Origin of the sequence: Streptomyces sp. NPDC014995 (assembly GCF_043080745.1) — a bacterium.
In the GTDB taxonomy this organism is placed as follows: Bacteria; Actinomycetota; Actinomycetes; order Streptomycetales; family Streptomycetaceae; genus Streptomyces.
Genome location: NZ_JBIBVX010000002.1, coordinates 114,350 through 132,995, shown reverse-complemented (window position 1 = coordinate 132,995; position 18,646 = coordinate 114,350). Strand labels below are relative to the sequence as shown.

The following is an 18,646-nucleotide window of genomic DNA, read 5'->3' as shown; positions in this document are numbered from 1 at the left end:
CATGGGGAAGCCGTGCGCGCGGGCCCTCCCGCCGGAGCGGAACCCGGGCAACCGCCCTCGCGGCCCTCCCCGTCGTCACCGCCCCACCGATCCCACCTCCGGCAGCAGCGGCACGAACCGGTCCCACCGCTCGATCTCACACCCGTCGCCCGGGGCGTACGTCGCGTCGACGGCCCGCCCGGCCCACCGTCCGGTGACACGCGCGGTGGCCGGCCCGCCGTACCGCATGGTGCGCATGCCGCCGTCCGGCACCGGCGCGCTGGTCCCTCCCCCACCGCGTGTTCCGGTCCACCGCCCGACAGGCCCCTGCCACGTCCGGGTGACTCCCGCCCGTCGGACGGCAGTACACCCCGAACGTCCCGTCCACCCCTTCCCCCGCACCCCTGACGGTCCCGGTGAGTCGACCACCGACGCCCGCGGAGGCGAGCGCCGCGGCCGACCGGTCCCGGCGACCAGCGAGCCGATCAGGGGCGGACGAGGGAGCCGATGAGGGAGCCGACGAAGGAGAGGGACACGGCGGATACGGCGAGACCGGCCCGCCGGACCCGAGTGACCTGGGACGGGGGCCGGGGGACGGGGGCCGGGGCGCGACTCGGAACACCACGGGGAACATGGCCTGACCAACGCCCCGCCCCCGGCGGCGTTGCGCCCCACAAGGCCTTTGCCCTGCGGCCCACCCGCCTAGTACCGTGGAGGCCGATTGGTGACACGACGCTCGACTGTGTCATCATCTGCACGCACCACTCGCACGCACGCGAGCGGTTGTGCTGGAGGCGTCGCCTAGTCCGGTCTATGGCGCCGCACTGCTAATGCGGTTTGGGCCTTAAAGCCCATCGAGGGTTCAAATCCCTCCGCCTCCGCTCCATGACGAAGCCCCGGTCCCCGCGACCGGGGCTTCGCCGTTGTGTCCCTCCGGACCCCGTTCTGGACGTTTCCGCAGGTCACAAGGGGTTTACGAATCGGATTTCACATGACGGCGGCAGTCATGTAATGTTCTTCCTGTCGCCGCGAGCGGGCCGGAAGGGCCGGGAGCGAAAGACAAAAAACAGAAGATAGACAAGCACTCGTAGCTTAACGGATAGAGCATCTGACTACGGATCAGAAGGTTGCAGGTTCGAATCCTGCCGAGTGCACACAGGTCAAAGGCCCCGGAGAGATCCGGGGCCTTTGGCGTTTCGGGGCGTACAGCAGCGAAGTACAGCAACGGTTGATGTCAGACCTTGACGTCAGCCTGCTTCGCTGCCGCCCATCGCTGCCGACAGCTTCCCGAGCGCGGCACGCACCTCCTCCTCGCTCGCCTCCGCGTAGAGCTCCATCGTCATGGCGATCCGATCCGTGAGTGCCGGGGGATGCGCTGTGCCACCTTCGGGTGGACCTTGAGAGCTACGAGGAGCGAGCTGCACGTGTGCCGGGTGGTCCGGAGTGGGATCACGCGGAGGCCGGCGGCGGTGGGCGCGCAGGGCGAACATGCGGGTGAGCTTCCCCGGCTCGATGGGCGTCCCGTGCTTCGTGGTGAAGACCAGGCCGCGGGTGTCCTGCCGGAGCTCCCCGGCCACGTTCCGGTCGCCGGTCTGCTGGGCGCGGCGCATGCGGGGCGCCTTCAGGCAGAACGCTGGGAGGCGAAGGAAGCCGTCGGACTCCTCGGTCTTGGTCTCCCGGTGGAGGATCTGACGGCCCGCCCGCTGGATCTGGTGGTCCACGTACAGCTCACCGGTCTCAAGTCGATCGATCAAGCCTTGACGGAGCACGACATCGACGTCCCTGCTCCGGCAGGGGGGCGAGGCATCAGCCGCACCGAGATCACGGACGACTGGCGGGACTGGTAGCCGTTGCTGTACAGCAACGAAGTGCAGCAACCCCAGCGACCGGCAGCACCCAACACCGGCCCCCATGGTTCTCCCTGCAGCCTGCATGACATCCAATGACCGATCCCTGCAGAGCTACGGATCAAAAGGTTGCAGGTTCGAATCCTGCCGGGTGCACAGCAAAAGGCCACCGTCGGATCCCCCCGCCTACGCAAGCCCGCTCTCTTGTGCTTGGTTGGTCGTGAGGGGTGGATCGCACCGCTGCTAACCGTGGTTGTCCGCTCCTACGGGCACGCTGTGGGCACGGGTCGCCATGACCGGTGTGCAGAGCACGTGCACGAACGGCGCTGTGCTCGGTTGGGCTCGTCGGAGGTCCGGTCGGGATGCGTCTTCGAGTGGGCACAGACCTTCGAGGGATGCCCGTTTTCCGTCGCGAGGCCGATGGCCGCGACTTACTCGGAACAGCCGACGCCCGGCCCCTTGGCTCATTTGCCGGCTTCCGGGCCGTACCACTGGAGGGCCTGGCCGGTGACGGCGGCGATGCATTCGAAGCCCCGGTCGCGGTGCAGGAGGGTCAATCCCCGCAACTCGGCCGTGGCGGCCACCACGAGGTCGACGGCTCCGGCGCTGCGGTGCTGTCCGTGTTGGGTGAGGAGCTCCTGGACCTGCCAGGCGCGGTCGTAGGCGCGGTCGTCGACCGGCACCCAGCCGAAGAGCAGGCGCATGTCTTCGATACCTTGTGCACGGAAGTCGCCGCCGGCCAGGCGTGAGACGCAGTGGGCGCGAAGACGGTGCATTGAAATCCGGGAGGCGCCCCAACGTAAGCCGAATCGGTCGACACCGCTGACCGTCATGCGTTTCCACCTGGCAAGACGTGTTCCCCTGAAGGGGAGTGAGGGGCCTTCGATGAGGTTCGGTGGATGAGGTAGTGGACCGCCACCCGGAATGCCTCTGGTTCGATGTCTACCGCCTCGGTCCTGCGAAGGCGTAGGCCGTGGTGCCGGCGACCGTGAGGACCACGGCCGTCCAGGTGCCCGCTGCCGTGCCGGGTGGCAGCAGCATCCAGGTCGCCACCCGCGTCGGCGTACTCGTGGCGGGCGGGGCGAAGAACGAGAACGAGAGCCAGACGAACGGCAGCGTCCATGCGTACTGTCCGCCCGAGAGCGCCGCGCCCAGGGCGACCAGTCCCATCAGGCCCGCGCTGTCCCGGACGACGAACGCGGTGGTGGCCATGTCCTCGCCCATGGTCTGCACGCTCAACAGCACCGCGCCGACGACCGCGCCGGCGAGCAGCACGTGCGCCGCTCTGCGGGGCACCCAGCGGATCGCGCCCGTCCGGTCCAGCGCGACATCCTGTCCGCTGAGCCCTATCGAGGCTGCCATCGCCCCCGCGGCGAGGACGAGCACAGGCAGCCGCAGGTCACCGGGCCCCTCGCCCCCGTCCCGGGCGAGTGCCCACACCGCCACCGCGCTGATCACCACCGCGGTGAGCGACGCGGGTATGTGACGCGAGCGCGCGTACAGCGTCAGCCATCTCACCGGGACGCACCGCCCTTCAGCGCGTCGAACGCGTCGCCCTTGCAGGAGAGCGCGGCGGCGCGCATCGCGTTGATCCGCGAAAGCTGCTCGGCCCGTGGCAGTGCCCTGAGTTCCTTCCACACCGGGCGGGTCTCGGCGTCGACCTCGCGGCGCAGACTTGCCGACAGGGTGCCGGGAAGCGGCCTGAGGTCCCCGAGGACCCAGCCCACCGCGACGGTCTGCGCGAATTCATCTCCCCCGAAGCCGCTCCAGCCGACGGGGGTGCACCCTGGCACCATGCCTTTGGCGATCAGGGCCCAGGTCAGCTCCTCGCCCTTCGCGGCGGCGATGATGTCGTCGTCGAAGTCGAAGAGCACGGTCTCGCGGGACCACCGCGGCGTGGAGCCCTCCGGCAGTACGGCGGTGTTCTCCCGGACCGAGACCGGAGCCTGACTGCCCAGGGCACCGTGCAGCAGGCGCAGCGCCTCCTTACCGGGACCCGCCAGGTCGGCGAGTCGCGCCCGGTGCGTCCTGGCCACGCACACCGGGCCGTCGCACACCGGCTCCGCGGCGGCCTCGTCGACGACATACATCCGGCGCGGGTCGGAGGGGAGGACGAGCAGGGCGAGCGCCGCGCCCGCCAGGACAGGCGTCAGGGCGATCAGCCGGGCGCGCGGGGTCGCGGCGACCAGCAGCGCGAACCCGGTCGCGGCCATACCGAGCAGCCAGATCGTCTGCCCGACGTGCACGGAGGCGGAGAGTGTGACGAGCGCGTCGCGCACCTCCTGCACCCCCGGTGACAGCAGCGAGACCCGGTTCGGCTCCGTGCTCGGGATCCCCGTCGCCGTGGTCGTCTCCGTCCGGCCCAACGACATGTGCATGAGGGCCGTGAACACGAAGGCGACCATGGCCAGGGCGGGCGGGGTGAGCACGGACGGCAGGGCCCGCCCGGCGCCCATGCCCAGCACGGCACCCGCGACGAGGAAGAATGCCCCCACCAGCGAGATCGGCAGCCATCCGAGGTGCGTGTACTCGGTGTGGGCGAGTACCTGGACCCCACCCACGAGGACGAGGAGCGCGAAGGCCGAGGCCAGCGTGGTCGCCGTCGTGCCCGCCAGCGTGGCCGCGCGGTGCCGGGCGGGCCTCGGTGTGCTGGTCAGCAGCTCGGACATCCTCGAGCGGTGGTCGCGCAGGCCCTGCAGCGCCCCGAGCCCCACGGCGAGCGGCCACAGGTAGAACAGCAGGGAGCGGGTCCACAGGGCCAGGGACGTCCACTGGGCCGTCCACGCCGTGGTGCCGCTCCACCACGCGCCGTTCAGCAGGTACAGGAACGCCAGCGCGCCCGTCAGGACCACGGCGCCGGCCCACGGGGCGACGGAGCGCCTCAGCTCGATGCGCAGGACACGGATGTTCACCAAGTGCCCCTTTGCCGCTTGGGGTTGAGCAGCGTGGCCGAATAGCCGCGCTCCAGCGGGCTGTCACCCTCGTGCTCCGGGCCGCCCACCGAGGCCAGTTCGTCCGGCGGGCCCTGGAAGACCAGCCGGCCCTCGGCGAAGAGCACCACGTCGGTGCAGGCGGCGGCGACATCCTCCACCAGATGGGTCGAGACGACCACGCAGGTGTCCGTACCCAACTCCTGCAGCAGCTCGCGGAAGCGCAGCCGCTGCGCCGGGTCGAGGCCGGCCGTCGGCTCGTCCAGCAGCAGGATCGACGGATCGTTGACGATGGCCTGAGCGATGCCGACCCTCCGCACCATGCCGCCCGACAGGGCCTTCATCTTGTCGTCGGCGCGGTCCGCCAGACCCACCCGCTCCACGGCGCGCTGCACCGCCGCGGGGATGTCCGCCTTGGGCACCTCCTTCAGCCACGCCATGTACTCGACGAACTCGCGCACGGTGAAACGCCTGTAGTAGCCGAACTCCTGCGGCAGGTAGCCGATCCGGCGGCGCAGCGCACGATGCTCGCCCCTGCCGCCCGCGGACTCGCCGAGCAGCTCCAGGGCGCCCTCGGTGGGGCGCAGCACGGTGGCCAGCGTCCGGATGAGGGTGGTCTTGCCCGCCCCGTTGGGTCCGAGCAGACCGTGTACCCCGGTGCCCAGCGACAGATCGAGCCCGTCGACGGCCATCCGTTTCCTGCCGACCCTGACCTTCAGCCCGGAGGCCCGGATCTGCCAGGCGTAGGTTGTCGGTGCGATGTCGGCCGCGCTCACTGCGGACGTCATGTGATGGTCCTTCCCGATGGTCATCGATGGGCTCCCAGCACGGAGTACGCGCCCCTGCGGGCGATCAGGCCACCGATGCCGAGCGCGAGGATCAGTCCCCACACAGGCAGACCGTCCGTCCGCAGGGCGAAGGTGATACGGCCGGCGGCCAGGGTCGGCGTCACGATCACGGCGGCCCACACGGCCACCAGCGCGCCGGCGGCACGGGTCACACCGACGACACCGCCGAGCGCCAGGGTCGTCGAGGTGAAGGCCAGACAGGGCAGCAGCCACTGGGCGACCATCACCCCCGTCGCCAAGCCGCCCACCACAAGCGCGGGGACGACCAGGGCGAGCACGGACGCGGTGCGCCGCAGCACCAGGTGGAGCCCGGCCCTGGGTACCGAGGCCGTCAGCTCGTAGACCGGGTCCAAGCCGCGCGACCAGGACGCAGCGACGCCGAGCACGGGCAGGACCGGGGCGAGCAGCAGCACCAGCGACACCTCGCCGGAGCCGGGGCCGACCAGGTCCAGCACAAGCGCGAGCAGCGTCACGGTCGCGACCATGGCCAGCCACGGCACCATCACCGGCGTCAGCCACAGCGACAACCGTGCCAACCAGCGCCTGCGGGGTGGCATGGAGGCTGTGGCGGCCAGTTGGGGCTCCAGGTCGGCCCACACGGTCTCGACCAGCGATGTCACGGCGGGCGCCGCGGCAGTGACGGCGGCCGACAGCCGGTCACGGCACAGTCCGCACGCCTCCAGGTGGGCCTCCATGGCCCACACCTCGTCGGCGGCGAGGTCCGTGCCGCCGCGCGCGTAACCGTCGATGATCCGCATCGACGCGTGCTCCACGCTCATGTCAGCGCCTTCCGCATCGCGATCCGAGCCCGGCGGGCACGGGTCTTGACCGTGCCCTCGGGAATCCTGAGCAGGACGGCGGTCTCCCGGACGGACAGCCCGTCGAGGACCATGGCCTGCAGCACCTGCCTGAGTTCCGGTGCCAGACGCCGCAGCGCGTCACCGAGGTCCCCGCCGACAGTCACCGCGAGCGCCTCCTCCTCGGCGGCGGGCGCCGCGTCGGCGAGAGCGGCGGCCGGCGGCGGTTCGGCATGGTGGGCCCTGCGCCGGAAGGCGTCGACGAGGCGGCGCGCCGCGATCGTCCACAGCCATCCGACGGCCGTCCCGCCCACCGAGCCCCCCGTGAACGCACCCGCCGCGCGCCACACGGCCAGATACGTCTCCTGCATGACCTCGGCGACGATCTGCTCGTCGGCACAGCGGCGGCGCAGCCGCACCGCCATCCATGGCGCGGTGCGCCGGTACAACTCCTCGAACGCCGCGCGGTCACCCGTGGCCACCAGCCGGACAAGACGCTCCTCGTCCAGCTCGCCTGGTGCCTTCCTGACTGATCTCACACCCGCTAGACGCCGGGCCCGGACCGTCGGTTTTCCCTATCGCGTGATCCCCGTCACATGTCTGGCGGCGCACACCTCGGCCTGGTCATCGCGCAGCGTGCCGAGTTCCTCCGCAGTGCCGGGGGGAGGAGCACTTTGCCGTCGGCAGGGGCGCGGCAGGTGAGGCCGGGCAGGTCGACGGCGTCGATGCGGATGCGTAGAGCGGCCGCCATCCCGCCTTCACCACGTCCGTCCTCCTTCGAGGACGCCGCCACGGCACAGCCGTGCCACAAGCGGCACATCGACTGTGGACGGCGGATTGTCGATGCACCGCCTTCCGTCATACGGGCACATGCACCGTCTCCACGCGGCTCGCCACCACAGAACGTGAGGGACTGCGAGACGGCGCTCGGCGCACATGCCCGCACGGGGCGTGGACCGGTCTCGGGAACACTCGCGGAAGCGATCGCGGCAGGGAGGCTCGTACCGCTGCTGAACGCGGCGTCCGCACGGAAGGGCACGTCGTGGGCACGCGGCCTCGGACCAGCGAGGGCCTCCGGTGGGGGCCGGTACAGACCGCGTCGGCATCTCCGGCCTCTCGTCCACAGATCCGCAGCGAGCGCACACGACGGCCGTGCCTCACTCGGCGCACGTCACGGGGTTCGGGGGTCCGTGTGCCGGACCTGGGGGAGCGTGATCGTGAACACGCAGCCCTTGCCGGGCTCGCTCTCGACGGTGACCTTTCCCCCGTGCGCCTCGACGAACTGGCGGACGATGGACAGGCCCAGGCCGCCGCCGGTACGTCTGCGGCAAGACTTCTCGGCTCGCCAGAAGCGCTCGAGAACGTGCGGGAGGTCTTCGCAGCGATGCCGCTGTCCGTGTCCTGGACAGACAGGACGGTCACGTTTCCGGCTCGACGGGCGGTGAGGGTGACCGTGCCGCCCGCCGGGGTGTGCCGGAGCGCGTTGGACGTCAGGTTGCCCAGGACCTGACGCATCCTCACCGGGTCGGCGTCCAGAACGATCCCGGGGTCGGTGCGGGCGCACAGCCGGACGCCCGAGGACTCGGCCTGGGTGCCGTGGGCCGACACCGTCCGGTTGACGAGGTCTTCCGCGGGTACGGGTTCGCGGTGCAGTGCCAGGGTGCCCGCATCGGCGGCTGCGACGTCCCGTAGATCGTCGACGATGTGCTGCAGGAGCAGCGCCTCGTCGTGTAGGGAGGCGATGAGGTCCGGATCCGGTTCGAGCAGCCCGTCGCGGGGTGACCTCCAGCCACCCGCGGATATTGGTCAGCGGGGTCCGCAGCTCGTGGGTGATGTCGCTGACCATGGCCTTGCGCTGGTCGCGGATACGCCCGCCCCGTCACACCGAAGTAAGCGTGACCGCGGTTGCCGTGCCCAGCGCGCCGCCGGCGGGGATGGTCCGCACGGTGGTGTCGCGGTCACCGATGAGGCGGGCCAGGGCGGTGTCGTCCGGTTGCAGGCGGCCGTGTTGGAAGAGGACCAGCGTCACCCGGGTTCCTGGAGGCGGGGTCGTGTGGCGGTACTGGGCGTAGGTGACCGCGTCGCAGCCCGAATACCAGCCCATCTCCGGTTCGTACCCGGTGACCAGGAGGCACGGGCCGTCCGCCGCGAGCCGCTCGGCGACCGGGACGGTGGAGCGGCTGAGGCGGTCGGGGCCGGGCATCGCTCCGTGGGCCACCACTTGGGCCGTGCCGACGGTGGTCAGACCGGCCAGTCCGGCGACGGCGGCGAGCAGGCCCCTGTTCCTGCGGCCGGTCAGTTCCGCCAGGGCTTCGACCCCCAGGATGGTGAGCAGGATGACCGCGAGGTAGACGAACCGCGGTTCTCCGTCCGTCACCAGGCCGAGGACCACGAAGACGAGGACGGACGTCGAGCCCAGGAACACACGGCGGGCGGCGTGCGCCCCGCGGTCCTGGCCGCGCAGGGCCCGTACCGCCAGCAGCAGCCCGCCGGTCATCACCACGGCTCCGAGGTCTCCGGCCAGGCGGTAGGGGAAGATCGCGAGGTAGTAGACGAGTCCGTCGCCCACGTATGCGCGGTTGGCCTGGGAACCGGCCGAGAGAATCAGGCCCAGCGGTGATCCGGTGATCAGCGTGGCGTGCACGAAGTGCGGCAGCAGGCCGAGGGCGAGGACGGCCAGCGCGGTGGCGAGGCGGCGGCCCTGGGCGAGCCAGGCGCGCGGGCCGTAGGCGAACAGGGCGGCCAAGGCTATCGCCAGGAGGTTACCCACGCTGCCGTAGCGCAGGTAGAAGGCGCCCACCGCCACGGCGGCCGCCATGGGCAGGGCGTACGAGCGCCGTACTTCCTGGGCGCGTGTGACGAGGAGGACGACGATCAGCAACAGGCCGGTGGCGCCGATGTCGTTGAGGAACTCCGGTACACGGCGCAGGAATCCGAGGCCGGAGAGCAGCAGAAGGACGACCACGACCGCGCGGCGGGGCGTGGTCCAGCGGGCCGTGACGAGGTAGGTCGTGGTCAGGGTGAAGAGGGTGAGCAGCAGGGCCACCGCGCGCAGGCTGCCCACGTCGTCGTGGACGGCGAGCGCCAGGCGTCCCAGCGCCGGGAGGCCGGGGGGACGGTAGCTGCCCCAGCCGGCGTCGGGGGTGCCGTCGGCCCAGGAGCGGGCCTTGTTGGCGTACACGGCCTCCTCGTGGGCCATGTACGGCTCGTGGTCCTGGAGCGTGGCCCAGATTCCGGCCGTCAGCGCCAGCACGGCCACCAGATACACGGGGCCGGGTATGCGGCGCAGCCCGCGTATCGCCCGTATCAGCCAGCGGTGTGGGTCCGCCCGCCGCCACCGGGGGCGCGCGAGCCACCAGGCCGGGGCCGCGCCCAGCAGGAAGGGCCATGGCTGCCAGCCGGGCAGCAGACCGCCCAGGCCGGCGATCAGCAGGAGCTGCTGGCCCGCCGCGACGAGGGTCAGCGCGACGGCGATGACGAGGGCCGCTCGGGTAGTGCTTCTGATTGACATCCCTGCGACGCCTCCATCATGATTGTGCTAATTCATTAATGGAAGCACACTGAGGCGGGTGGAAGGTGACGTGGTCGACTACCGGATCGACCGGGGCAGCGGCGTACCGGCCTACGTGCAGATCGTCGAGCAGACCGAACGAGCGCTCCGGATGGGCACGTTGAAGGTCGGGGACAAGCTGCCCACGGCCAAGGAGGTGGTGGCGGCGACCGCCATCAACCCCAACACCGTGCTGCGGGCCTACCGCGACATGGAGCAGGCCGGCCTGGTCGAACTGCGCCGCGGGCTGGGCACCTTCGTCACGCGGTCGCTCGTCCGGCCCGGCGCGGAGGACGACTCACCCCTGCGCGCGGAACTCACCGCCTGGACGGCACGCGCACGGGCCGCGGGTCTGGAACGGGCCGACATCTTGGCCCTGGTCACAGCCGCCCTGGACGACGAAGGCGGCGAGCAGGACGGCAATCCGAGCAAGCCAAGCAACACCAGCGCTCCCCGGGAGACCGGGAGCCGGAAGAGGAGGACGCATGACCGGGCCTGACGCGCCGGCCGCGCTGCGCGCCACGGGACTCGGGTTCCGGTACCGGGCGCGGGGCGGCTGGACCCTGCGTGACTGCGGGTTCACCGTGCCGAGCGGCCGTATCACCGCACTCGTCGGACGCAACGGCGCCGGCAAGAGCACCCTGCTGCACCTGGCCGGCGGCCTGCTGCACGCCGACGTGGGGGACCTGCGCGTACTGGACGCCGTACCGGGAACCCGCGAGGCGCGTGCCCGGGTCTCCCTGCTCACCCAGGACAAGCCGCTCTACCCCCGCTTCACCGTGGCGGACACCCTGCGGATGGGCGAGAAACTGAACTCCACGTGGGACCGGGCCGCCGCCGAGCAGATCGTCCGCGAGGGTGGCATCCCGCTTGCCGCCCGCGTCGGCGAACTGTCCCCCGGACACCACACCCGCGTCGCGCTCGCCCTGGCACTCGGCAAGCGGCCCGAACTGCTGCTGCTCGACGAGCCGATGGCCGACCTCGACCCCGTCGCACGGGGCGAGATCACGGCGGCGCTGATGGCCGAGGCCGCCGAGCGTGGCACGAGCATCGTGCTGTCCTCCCACGTCCTGTCCGAACTGGAGCAGACCTGTGACTGGGTGCTGGTGCTGCGGAACGGCAGCGTCGAGCTGAGTGAGGACTCCGACGCGCTGCGCGAGAGCCACGCCGTGGTGACCGGACACGCCGACCAGGACGACGCCCTGACCGGACCGCACACCGTCGTACACCGCCGGGTAGGCGGCCGCCAGATGACTGCCCTGATACGACAGCGCGGACCCCTGCGCGGCGACTGGCACGTCGAGCGGCCCAGACTGGAGGACATCCTGGGCGGCTACCTCCAGGCCGACGACGCGGTGCGTCCGGCTGGCTCCGAGCGGACGGAGGCGGCGGCGTGAAAGGCTCCCTCTGGAACGGCTCCATCTGGCTCGCCTGGCGTCAGCAGCGGGTGCTGGTCGGCCTCGGCGCGGCCGTAATGGCCGTCACCGCGGCGATCGCCGCGTACTCCCGCTCGGGCATGCTGGACGCCCTGCGCAGCGGGCTGTTCGACCACTGCGATCCCGGGCCGCTGTCGTGCACGCGGTCCGACACCGGTCTGCCCCTGCTGCTCGATGTCGAGCCGCTGAAATACCTCGGCGCGCTGAACATCGTCCTGCCCGTCATCATCGGCGTCTTCTGGGGCGCCCCCTTGCTGGGCCGTGACCGGGAACTGGGCACGCACCGCATGGTCCTCGCCCAGGGCGTGAGCCGGGGCCAGTGGTTCGCCTCCCGGCTGGCGCTCGCCGCGGTGAGCACGGTGGTCCTCTCCGGCGTGCTCGCTGTGGTGTTCGCGTGGTGGTGGCGACCGGCCGCGGACCGGAGCTACGGCGTGTTCTGGTACGAGAACACGGCCCTGAGCGGCTCCGGCCCGCGCGTCGTGGCCGCCGCCCTGTTCGGCCTGGCAGCCGGCACGCTGCTGGGGCTGCTGGCCCGCCGGGTCCTGGCCGCCATGGGTCTGACCCTCCTGGTGACCGGGGCGGTGACGCTCCTGCTGGAGTGGACGCACCGGACGCGCCTGCTGGTCCCGCCGCACACCTACACGAGCGCCGGCAGCACCCCCAAGCCGCCCATGGGCGAGAAGTGGTCTACCGGCAACTACGGCCTCGTCACCGCCTCCGGCAACCGTGACGACGTGCTCAAGTGCCCCTTCCCGTCCAGTGCCGAGCTCCGGGAGTGCATGACCCAGCACGGGTACGTCGCCCGCTTCTACGAGGCCAACCCGGCTGGCGACTACTGGGTATTCCAGTGGACCGACACCGCCCTCCTCGGCGGTCTCGCCCTCCTGCTCACGGCCGTCACCGTGCTGCTCCTGCGCCGCCGCGTCTGACCGGGCCGCACCACCGGACCTGCTCCACCACCGGGCCCCCTTGTCCCGGCCCCCTTGTCACCTTGTCACCGGTCCCCATCTCCGGGATCCCTCTCGCACGGAGGTCGCTTCGCCATGCCTGCCGACGCCACGTCACCCAGGAAGCTGCGGAACAACCGCGCCGCCCTCACCCACAAGATCGGCTACGCGCTGCGCCACCCCGGCCGCGTCGTCCCGTACCTCGGCCGGGCCGGCCGGGACGCCTGGCTCAGCCTGAAACACCGCGACCACGTCGGCTACTACCGGGCCGTGATGGCCTCGGACACCCGCCGCAACCCGGAGGCCGCGGTCGGCAGCCGGACCCACGACCGCTGGCTCGCGCTCGGGCAGATGCAGTTCGACTACCTCGTCGAGCACGGGCTGCGTCCCGAACACCGCATGCTCGACATCGGCTGCGGCAACCTGCGCGGCGGCTGGCGCTTCATCAGCCACCTCGACAGTGGCAACTACTACGGGATCGACATCTCGCCCGACATCCTGATGGCCGCCAAGAAGACCCTCAGCGAGCGCCGCCTCCAGGACAAGCTGCCGCACCTGACCATCACCGGCGACCTCACACTGGACTTCCTGCCCAGCAACCATTTCGACGTCGTTCACGCGCACAGCGTCTTCTCCCACTCGCCGCTGGAGGTCATCGACGAATGCCTCGCGCACGTCGGCCGCGTGCTGACCGACACCGGGTTCTTCGACTTCACCTTCGACCGCACCGAGGGCACTGAACACCAGGTGCTGCGCGAGGACTTCTACTACCGCACCGAGACCCTCCTGGCCCTGGCGCGCCAGCACGGTCTGCACGCACGCTTCATGGAGGACTGGGAGGAGCGCCCGCACGGCCAGTCGAAGATACGCGTCGGCCGTTCAGCCCTGGCCGTGGCGTAGGCCATCCGCCGGCGTTCGGGTGCGGCTCGCGCCGCGCCCGAAGGCGCGCTTCGCGGCCGTTTGAAGGCGGCCGCGCGGGCAACGTCCTGGATCGCGGCATGTCGGGACTCGACCCGCCTCGGTCTTCCCGGACCATCCGCCGAGCGCCGCCGTCATGCGGTCGAGGTCGGCGAGGAGGGCGGCCAGGCGCCGCTGCGGGATCGCGTCGATCATCTGTCGCTCGATGGCGTAGACGGCGGGCCGGGAGATCAGATCCGCTTCCGGAGCGTGCCCACCGCTCGGCCTCCTGGGGCTGTCGCTCCTGCTGCAGGAAGTCCTTCCCACACAGGCCACGTAGTCCTGGTCCAAGCAGTCCTGGTGTGGCGCATGCCATAGGAACCCCGCCGGAGCCGCGGAGAGTAACGGGTGTGAGGCAAACAGAACCATCGGGGTCGATGCGTGCTCGCATACGGGCGGGGGACCGTGCGGCGTTCGCCGACCTGTACGACGAACACGCGCGGGCGGTCTACAACCATGCCCTGCGCCTGACCGGCAACTGGTCGGAGGCCGAGGAAGCCATGTCCGAGACCTTCCTCGCCGCCTGGCGTACCCGGGACAAGGTGGAGCCGGAGGGTGGTTCACTCAAGCCGTGGCTGCTCGGCATCGCCACGCACAAGGCGCACAACGCCAACCGTGGGTTGCGCCGTCGGCTCGTCTTCCTGGCGCGCAGTCCGGCACCCCGTCCCGTCGAGGACTTCGCGGATGAGACGGTAGGCCGGATCGACGACGCCCGCCGGCTCGTGGTGGTTCACGAGGCGCTGCACCACCTGCGCCGCCAGGACCGGGAGGTGTTCGCCCTCTGTGTCTCGGCCGGACTGGACTACCAGCAGGCCGCCGAGGCGCTCGGCGTCCCGGTCGGCACCGTGAGGTCGCGGCTGTCGCGCGCCCGGGCGCGGCTCGCCCGGATCAGCTCCGGTGAACTCGACCGCACCGGGGCGGAACCGCGGGGCCCTCGCGGAGAGAAGGAGAGTGAAGCCGCGTTCGCGGCCATGTTTCTGCAGGAGGAAACCGGATGAACAACAGCAATCCGCCGTACGCCGCTCCCACCGGGCGTGAGGTCGAGGAGTTGCTGTCGGCTCCGGCCGAATGGGACCTCCCGCCGAGCAGACACCTCCACTACAAGGACGTACTGATGCAGCACATCGACCACGACCGCACCCCCTCCACCCAGGCTCGCCCGACACCACACCGTCGGCTGACGCGTGCAGTCGTGCTGTTGCCCCTCGCGTCGATGGCACTGGCCGGGGCGTTGATCGTCACGCTCTCCGGCGCTGACGACACCTCCGTCCCGATGACCCGGGCCGACCAGGCCAACAGTGCCTCCGCCACCCTCAACCGGATCGCCGTCGCAGCCATGGCAACCGATGCGACGCCGGTGAAGGACGGGCAGTACGTGTATGTCGAGAGCCTGACCCGTTCGAACGAGGGCACCTTCGGCGGTCCCGTGCGGCTCGGTGCCCTGCACGAGCGGGAGGTCTGGATGTCGCAGGACTCCGGCCCCGTCACCAGGACCGGGTGGATCCGTGAATCTGGCAAGGGTGCCGTGATGCCCGGTCAGACCATTCCCATCGACTCCTCCGACGCCGTCCGGGCGGGCATCGACCACCCCACCTACAAGTGGCTGGCCTCGCTTCCCACCGACCCCGACGCGCTGCTCGAACTGCTCTACAAGCAGACCAGGGTGGACGACGGCCAGTCGAAGGAGCAGGTCGTCTTCTCCAGGATCGGCCAGTTGGTGGGCGAGACGATCATGCCGCCCGCGAACGCCTCCGCCTTCTACAAGGCAGCCGCGAAGATCCCCGGAGTGCAGGAGATCCCCGACGCCGTCGACGCCGCCGGCCGTCACGGCATCGCCGTCACGCGGGAAGACGCCTCCTCCGCCACGCGCGACGAATGGATCTTCGACAAGAACACCCTCGCGTTCCTCGGCTCGCGCTCGTACATCACCAGGGATGAGTCCAAGGGGGTCACTTCCGACACACTGTTCGGGACCGACGCCATCATGCGGCGCACGGTCGTCGACCAGCACGGCAAGGCACCGGCCAGGACCGACAGCTGACCGGAGGGGACAAGGGCGTCACTGGAAATCAGACCCAGCTGGCCGAATCCGGCTGACACCCCGTCGCTAGGATCGCCGCCCATGGACACCAGGGGCGGGGCTTCCTCACATCAGAACACGGACTTCGGTACGGCCGTGGAGTTCGTGTACCGGCCGACGGCCGCGGACTTCGAGGAGGCGCTCCGGGCGAGGGCCCGTCGGTCACCGGCGGGGCGGGCCCAGGCGCTCATGGCGCCGCTGATGGCGGCAACCAGCGTAGTCGTATTCTCGGCTTTCAGCGGTGCCCCGCTGCCCGTGTGGATCGTCTCGCTGGTCATCGCCGTGCCAGTCGCGTTCTGGGGCACTGTACGAGGGCTGCGCACCATGGCCCGCCGGATGTTCAGCATGGTGGAGCCGTACGGGCAGTGCCGCACGGTGGCCGACGACCGCGGTGCGGTCTCCACCGGCGAGCGGGCTTCCTTCAGCATGGACTGGACGGTGTTCCGGGAGTATCTGGAGACGCCTGGACTGTTCGTGCTCCTCGGCGGTGAGCGTGCGGCCGGAGTCGCGCTGCTTCCCAAGCGGGGCGCTCAGGACCCTGCGGACGTGGAGCGGCTCCGGGTGATCCTGGACCGGAACCTGAAGCGGCTCTAGACGGCTGCGGGGACCCCCGCCGCCTCCCGGCGGGGGCCTCCTGCGTGGGCCTCAGGCCCTGACCGTGAGGTAGAGCCAGGTGCCCCACGTGCTCAGGTTGGTGTTGTCCTTCGTGCTGCGCTCGTACTGGGAGCGGACCCGGAACTTCTGGTTCAGCGCGTTGGTGAGGCTCAGCTGGGTCTTCGCGGTGCTGTTCGCGGTCAGGGTGAAGCAGCCCGACGTGGTGAGCGTGCGCCAGGCTCCGCTGGAGTACTGCTGGACCTGGAAGCGCTGGCACTGACCCGCCTTGTTCGGCGTCACGGTCGCGGTCACCGTGGGCTTCACCGTGCGGTGGTAGACGCGGTAGGTGATGCCGCTGTACGTGGTGCTCGTGTAGTAGCCGCCGAGCGTTGTCGCGACCTTCACATAGGTGTTGGCCGCGCGGGTGACCGTCGCCGGCGCGTAGCGGTAGTCGCCCGCGAAGTACGCCGTGAACGTCGTGTTGCGGGTGAGCTTGTAGGCGGCCGTCAGGTTGCCCTGGGCGTCCACGGTCCCCGTCTTGACCAGCGTCTTGGTGCCGCCGTAGGGCGTGGCGTAGAGCGAGACCGTACGGCTGTTGTACGTGGTGCCGAGGTGCGCGGTGACGGTGGCCGTCGCGCCGTACGCGTACGAGGACGCGTTGGTGGTGACGGACACGGCCGTCGCCGCGCGGGACACCTGGACGATGGCGGACGCGGTGGCCGCCCGGTGGGAGGCGTCGCCCGGGTAGCTCACCGTGTAGGTGTTGGCGCCGCCGATGGACGGCGTGTCCTTCACGGTGATCGTGCCGTCGGCGCCCACGGGCACGGTCCACTTCACCGGCGTCGTGGTGTGGGCGGCGTCCGTGCGGGAGACGGTGACCGTCTGGCCGCTGCCGTAGGGGGCGTCGCTCAGCCCGCCGCCGAAGGACAGGGCGGCCCCGCGTGTCGCGGTCGCCGGGGCCTTGAGGGTCAGGGCCGGGGCGTACGGGGAGACCATCACGCTCATGCCGGCGGATGTCGGCTGGTGGGTGGCGTCACCCGCGTACGACAGGATGTAGGTGAACTGTCCGGCGCTGCCCGGCGCGTCGGTGACCGTGAACCGGGTGGTGGCCGGGTCGACCGGGACGGACGGGAGCTGCACCGTCTCCTGTGTGGCGTCGTTCCTCCTGTCCACCTGGACGGTGGTGCCCTCGGGGAGGCTGCCGAGGCCCAGTTGGGTCAGGAGCGAGCCGGTGAAGACGACCGAGCCGGGGCTCGCCGAGGTGAGGTCCGGGCCCGTGAGGGTGGTCGGCAGCTTCGCCACGTGCACCGTCAGGGAGGCCGTCGCGGCCCGGTGCGTCGCGTCACCGGCGTACGACACCTGGTAGGTGTACGTTCCCTCGTCCTGCTGGGTGTCGCTGAGGGCGAACGTCCCGTCCTCGCCGACCGTGGTGTCGGGCAGGGCCGTGCCGTCGCGGGTGACCTGGAGGGCTGCGCCGGCCGGCAGGAAGCCGCGGGTGCTCAGCGAGCCGGTGATCGTGTACTGCTGGGTGGGGACCGCGTACTTCGGGTGTTCCAGGGAGAGTTGGGTGTCCGTCAGCTTGGCGGTGCTCAGCACGTTGAGGGTGTGAGCACCCGAGGAGTCCCGCGTGACGGCGTAGAGCGTCGTGCCGTCGGTTCCCCATTCCAGGCCGTCGGGGGCGACGGTGGTGCCGGACGGGAAGGTGACGCGGTTCTCGGCGAGGGTGTTGGAGCCGGCGTAGAGGTAGACGCCGGAAGTGCCGGCGACGGCGATCGTGCCGTCGGTGTCGGCCGCGACCGCGTTCGGGGCGGAGTTCGCGCCGCCGGTGAAGTACCCGGCGGGGTCGGCGCCGGCCAGGTCCGAGCTGCGGTACGCCTTCAGAGCGAGCTGCTGCGGGGCGGCGAGCAGCACCTTCGTGCCGTCGCCGGTGACCTCGAACCCCGTCGCCGTGCCGCCGTGGACAAGGGTGTCGGCCTTGGCCGACGGGGTGCCGGAGGAGACGTCGAAGGTGGCCACGTGGCTGAGGTTCTGCTGCGGCTCCTCCGCCGCGAGTACGTCGCCGCCCGTCGTGAGCAGCGGTGCGACCGACCAGTGCGACATGGCGGGCTGCGGGGTCGCCGCCGGGGCGGCGGCGGACGGGTCGACCGATCCGATGCCGCCCTTGCCGTCGGCCGTGTATCCGTACCAGACCCGGCCGCCGGCCACGGCGACGGAGACCGGGGCGCTGCCGGTCCCGGTGGACCAGCGGCCGGTCTCGGTGAGCGTCGCCGCGTCGATGGCGGCGATCGCGTCGCCGTCCGCCAGGGCCGCGTACAGCGTGCCGCCGTCGGACGACAGCGCCAGTCCGGTGGCGCCCTGCTCGCCCGGGATGGTGGCGACGGGGGCGCCGGACAGGTCGGTGACCACGATGCCGGTCGAGCCGGCGCCCTGGCTGAAGAAGACGCGCTGGTGAGCGGTGTCGACCAGCATGTCCGCGTAACCGGACAGCGGCAGCACCGCGGTGCCGTCGGCGAAGGCGGCCGAGCCGGCCAGGCCGACGGTGGCGGTGGTCAGCCCGGCGACGAGGGAGAGGGCCGCGGCGAGCGAGACCTGCTTGAGGCGCATGAAGCTCCTGTGAAAAGAGTGAGACAAGCAGGCCGGACAATAGCTCTTGCCGGTGACAGGCCACCTCGCGGGGGCCC

At 71.0% G+C, this 18,646-nt stretch carries 14 protein-coding genes, 2 tRNA genes and 4 pseudogenes; 9 read left to right on the top strand and 11 right to left on the bottom strand.

What is annotated here, in order from left to right; genetic code table 11:
* Nucleotides 1-75: 75 nt before the first annotated feature.
* Nucleotides 76-409 (bottom strand): annotated as a pseudogene (locus ACF1A1_RS05010) (SSI family serine proteinase inhibitor); the annotation flags it as partial.
* A gap of 360 nt (nt 410-769) precedes the next feature.
* Between ACF1A1_RS05010 and ACF1A1_RS05005 the strand changes: the two are divergent.
* A tRNA-Ser gene (locus ACF1A1_RS05005) sits at nt 770-860 on the top strand.
* Nucleotides 861-1,060: 200 nt separating this feature from the next.
* Nucleotides 1,061-1,133 (top strand) — tRNA-Arg (locus ACF1A1_RS05000).
* Between the two features lie 93 nt (nt 1,134-1,226).
* On the opposite strand, the pseudogene ACF1A1_RS04995 reads toward ACF1A1_RS05000, so the two are convergent.
* The 9 genes and pseudogenes from ACF1A1_RS04995 to ACF1A1_RS04955 form a co-directional block, all read right to left on the bottom strand.
* Nucleotides 1,227-1,718 (bottom strand): annotated as a pseudogene (locus ACF1A1_RS04995) (site-specific integrase); the annotation flags it as partial.
* A 572-nt stretch (nt 1,719-2,290) separates the two neighbouring features.
* Nucleotides 2,291-2,551 (bottom strand): annotated as a pseudogene (locus ACF1A1_RS04990) (PIN domain-containing protein); the annotation flags it as partial.
* Between the two features lie 217 nt (nt 2,552-2,768).
* Nucleotides 2,769-3,344 carry a hypothetical protein gene (locus tag ACF1A1_RS04985; protein ID WP_391645541.1) on the bottom strand — a complete coding sequence of 192 codons (576 nt, stop codon included), beginning with the start codon at nt 3,342-3,344 and terminating at the stop codon, nt 2,769-2,771.
* Nucleotides 3,341-4,738: a hypothetical protein gene (locus ACF1A1_RS04980; protein WP_391645539.1), complete on the bottom strand. Its 1,398-nt coding sequence runs from the start codon at nt 4,736-4,738 to the stop codon at nt 3,341-3,343. Before ACF1A1_RS04980 ends, ACF1A1_RS04985 begins: the two co-directional genes overlap by 4 nt.
* Nucleotides 4,735-5,568: an ABC transporter ATP-binding protein gene (locus ACF1A1_RS04975; RefSeq protein ID WP_391645537.1), complete on the bottom strand. Its 834-nt coding sequence runs from the start codon at nt 5,566-5,568 to the stop codon at nt 4,735-4,737. The genes ACF1A1_RS04980 and ACF1A1_RS04975 overlap by 4 nt, the downstream gene beginning before the upstream one ends.
* Nucleotides 5,565-6,383: a zf-HC2 domain-containing protein gene (locus ACF1A1_RS04970; RefSeq protein WP_391645535.1), complete on the bottom strand. Its 819-nt coding sequence runs from the start codon at nt 6,381-6,383 to the stop codon at nt 5,565-5,567. Before ACF1A1_RS04970 ends, ACF1A1_RS04975 begins: the two co-directional genes overlap by 4 nt.
* Complete coding sequence (locus ACF1A1_RS04965) at nt 6,380-6,940, bottom strand: RNA polymerase sigma factor (RefSeq protein WP_391645533.1); 561 nt, start codon at nt 6,938-6,940, stop codon at nt 6,380-6,382. The genes ACF1A1_RS04970 and ACF1A1_RS04965 overlap by 4 nt, the downstream gene beginning before the upstream one ends.
* Before the next feature lie 632 nt (nt 6,941-7,572).
* Nucleotides 7,573-8,265: pseudogene (locus ACF1A1_RS04960) on the bottom strand (sensor histidine kinase); the annotation flags it as partial.
* A 15-nt stretch (nt 8,266-8,280) separates the two neighbouring features.
* Nucleotides 8,281-9,912 (bottom strand): glycosyltransferase, encoded by a 1,632-nt coding sequence (locus ACF1A1_RS04955; protein ID WP_391645531.1) that lies wholly within the window; start codon nt 9,910-9,912, stop codon nt 8,281-8,283.
* A gap of 58 nt (nt 9,913-9,970) precedes the next feature.
* Here ACF1A1_RS04955 and ACF1A1_RS04950 point away from each other — a divergent pair, with 58 nt between their 5' ends.
* From ACF1A1_RS04950 to ACF1A1_RS04920, 7 genes are all read left to right on the top strand, one after another.
* A complete protein-coding gene (locus tag ACF1A1_RS04950; RefSeq protein ID WP_391645529.1) occupies nt 9,971-10,450 on the top strand; it encodes a GntR family transcriptional regulator in 480 nt (159 codons plus the stop codon).
* The gene (locus tag ACF1A1_RS04945) at nt 10,437-11,348 is read left to right on the top strand and encodes an ATP-binding cassette domain-containing protein (protein ID WP_391645527.1); all 912 of its coding nucleotides are present in this window, start codon (nt 10,437-10,439) and stop codon (nt 11,346-11,348) included. Before ACF1A1_RS04950 ends, ACF1A1_RS04945 begins: the two co-directional genes overlap by 14 nt.
* Entirely contained in the window at nt 11,345-12,316 is a 972-nt protein-coding gene (locus ACF1A1_RS04940) for a transporter (RefSeq protein ID WP_391645525.1), read from the top strand. Before ACF1A1_RS04945 ends, ACF1A1_RS04940 begins: the two co-directional genes overlap by 4 nt.
* 114 nt (nt 12,317-12,430) lie before the next feature.
* The gene (locus ACF1A1_RS04935) at nt 12,431-13,234 is read left to right on the top strand and encodes a class I SAM-dependent methyltransferase (protein ID WP_391645523.1); all 804 of its coding nucleotides are present in this window, start codon (nt 12,431-12,433) and stop codon (nt 13,232-13,234) included.
* Between the two features lie 434 nt (nt 13,235-13,668).
* Nucleotides 13,669-14,289, top strand: coding sequence for an RNA polymerase sigma factor (locus tag ACF1A1_RS04930; protein WP_391645521.1), 621 nt, complete (start codon nt 13,669-13,671; stop codon nt 14,287-14,289).
* Entirely contained in the window at nt 14,286-15,332 is a 1,047-nt protein-coding gene (locus ACF1A1_RS04925; protein WP_391645519.1) for a CU044_5270 family protein, read from the top strand. Before ACF1A1_RS04930 ends, ACF1A1_RS04925 begins: the two co-directional genes overlap by 4 nt.
* An 81-nt stretch (nt 15,333-15,413) precedes the next feature.
* On the top strand, nt 15,414-15,965 hold the full coding sequence (locus ACF1A1_RS04920; protein WP_391645517.1) for a hypothetical protein: 552 nt from the start codon (nt 15,414-15,416) through the stop codon (nt 15,963-15,965).
* 51 nt (nt 15,966-16,016) lie between these two features.
* On the opposite strand, the gene ACF1A1_RS04915 is transcribed toward ACF1A1_RS04920, so the two are convergent.
* The gene (locus ACF1A1_RS04915) at nt 16,017-18,569 is read right to left on the bottom strand and encodes a YncE family protein (RefSeq protein ID WP_391645515.1); all 2,553 of its coding nucleotides are present in this window, start codon (nt 18,567-18,569) and stop codon (nt 16,017-16,019) included.
* Nucleotides 18,570-18,646: the final 77 nt, after the last annotated feature.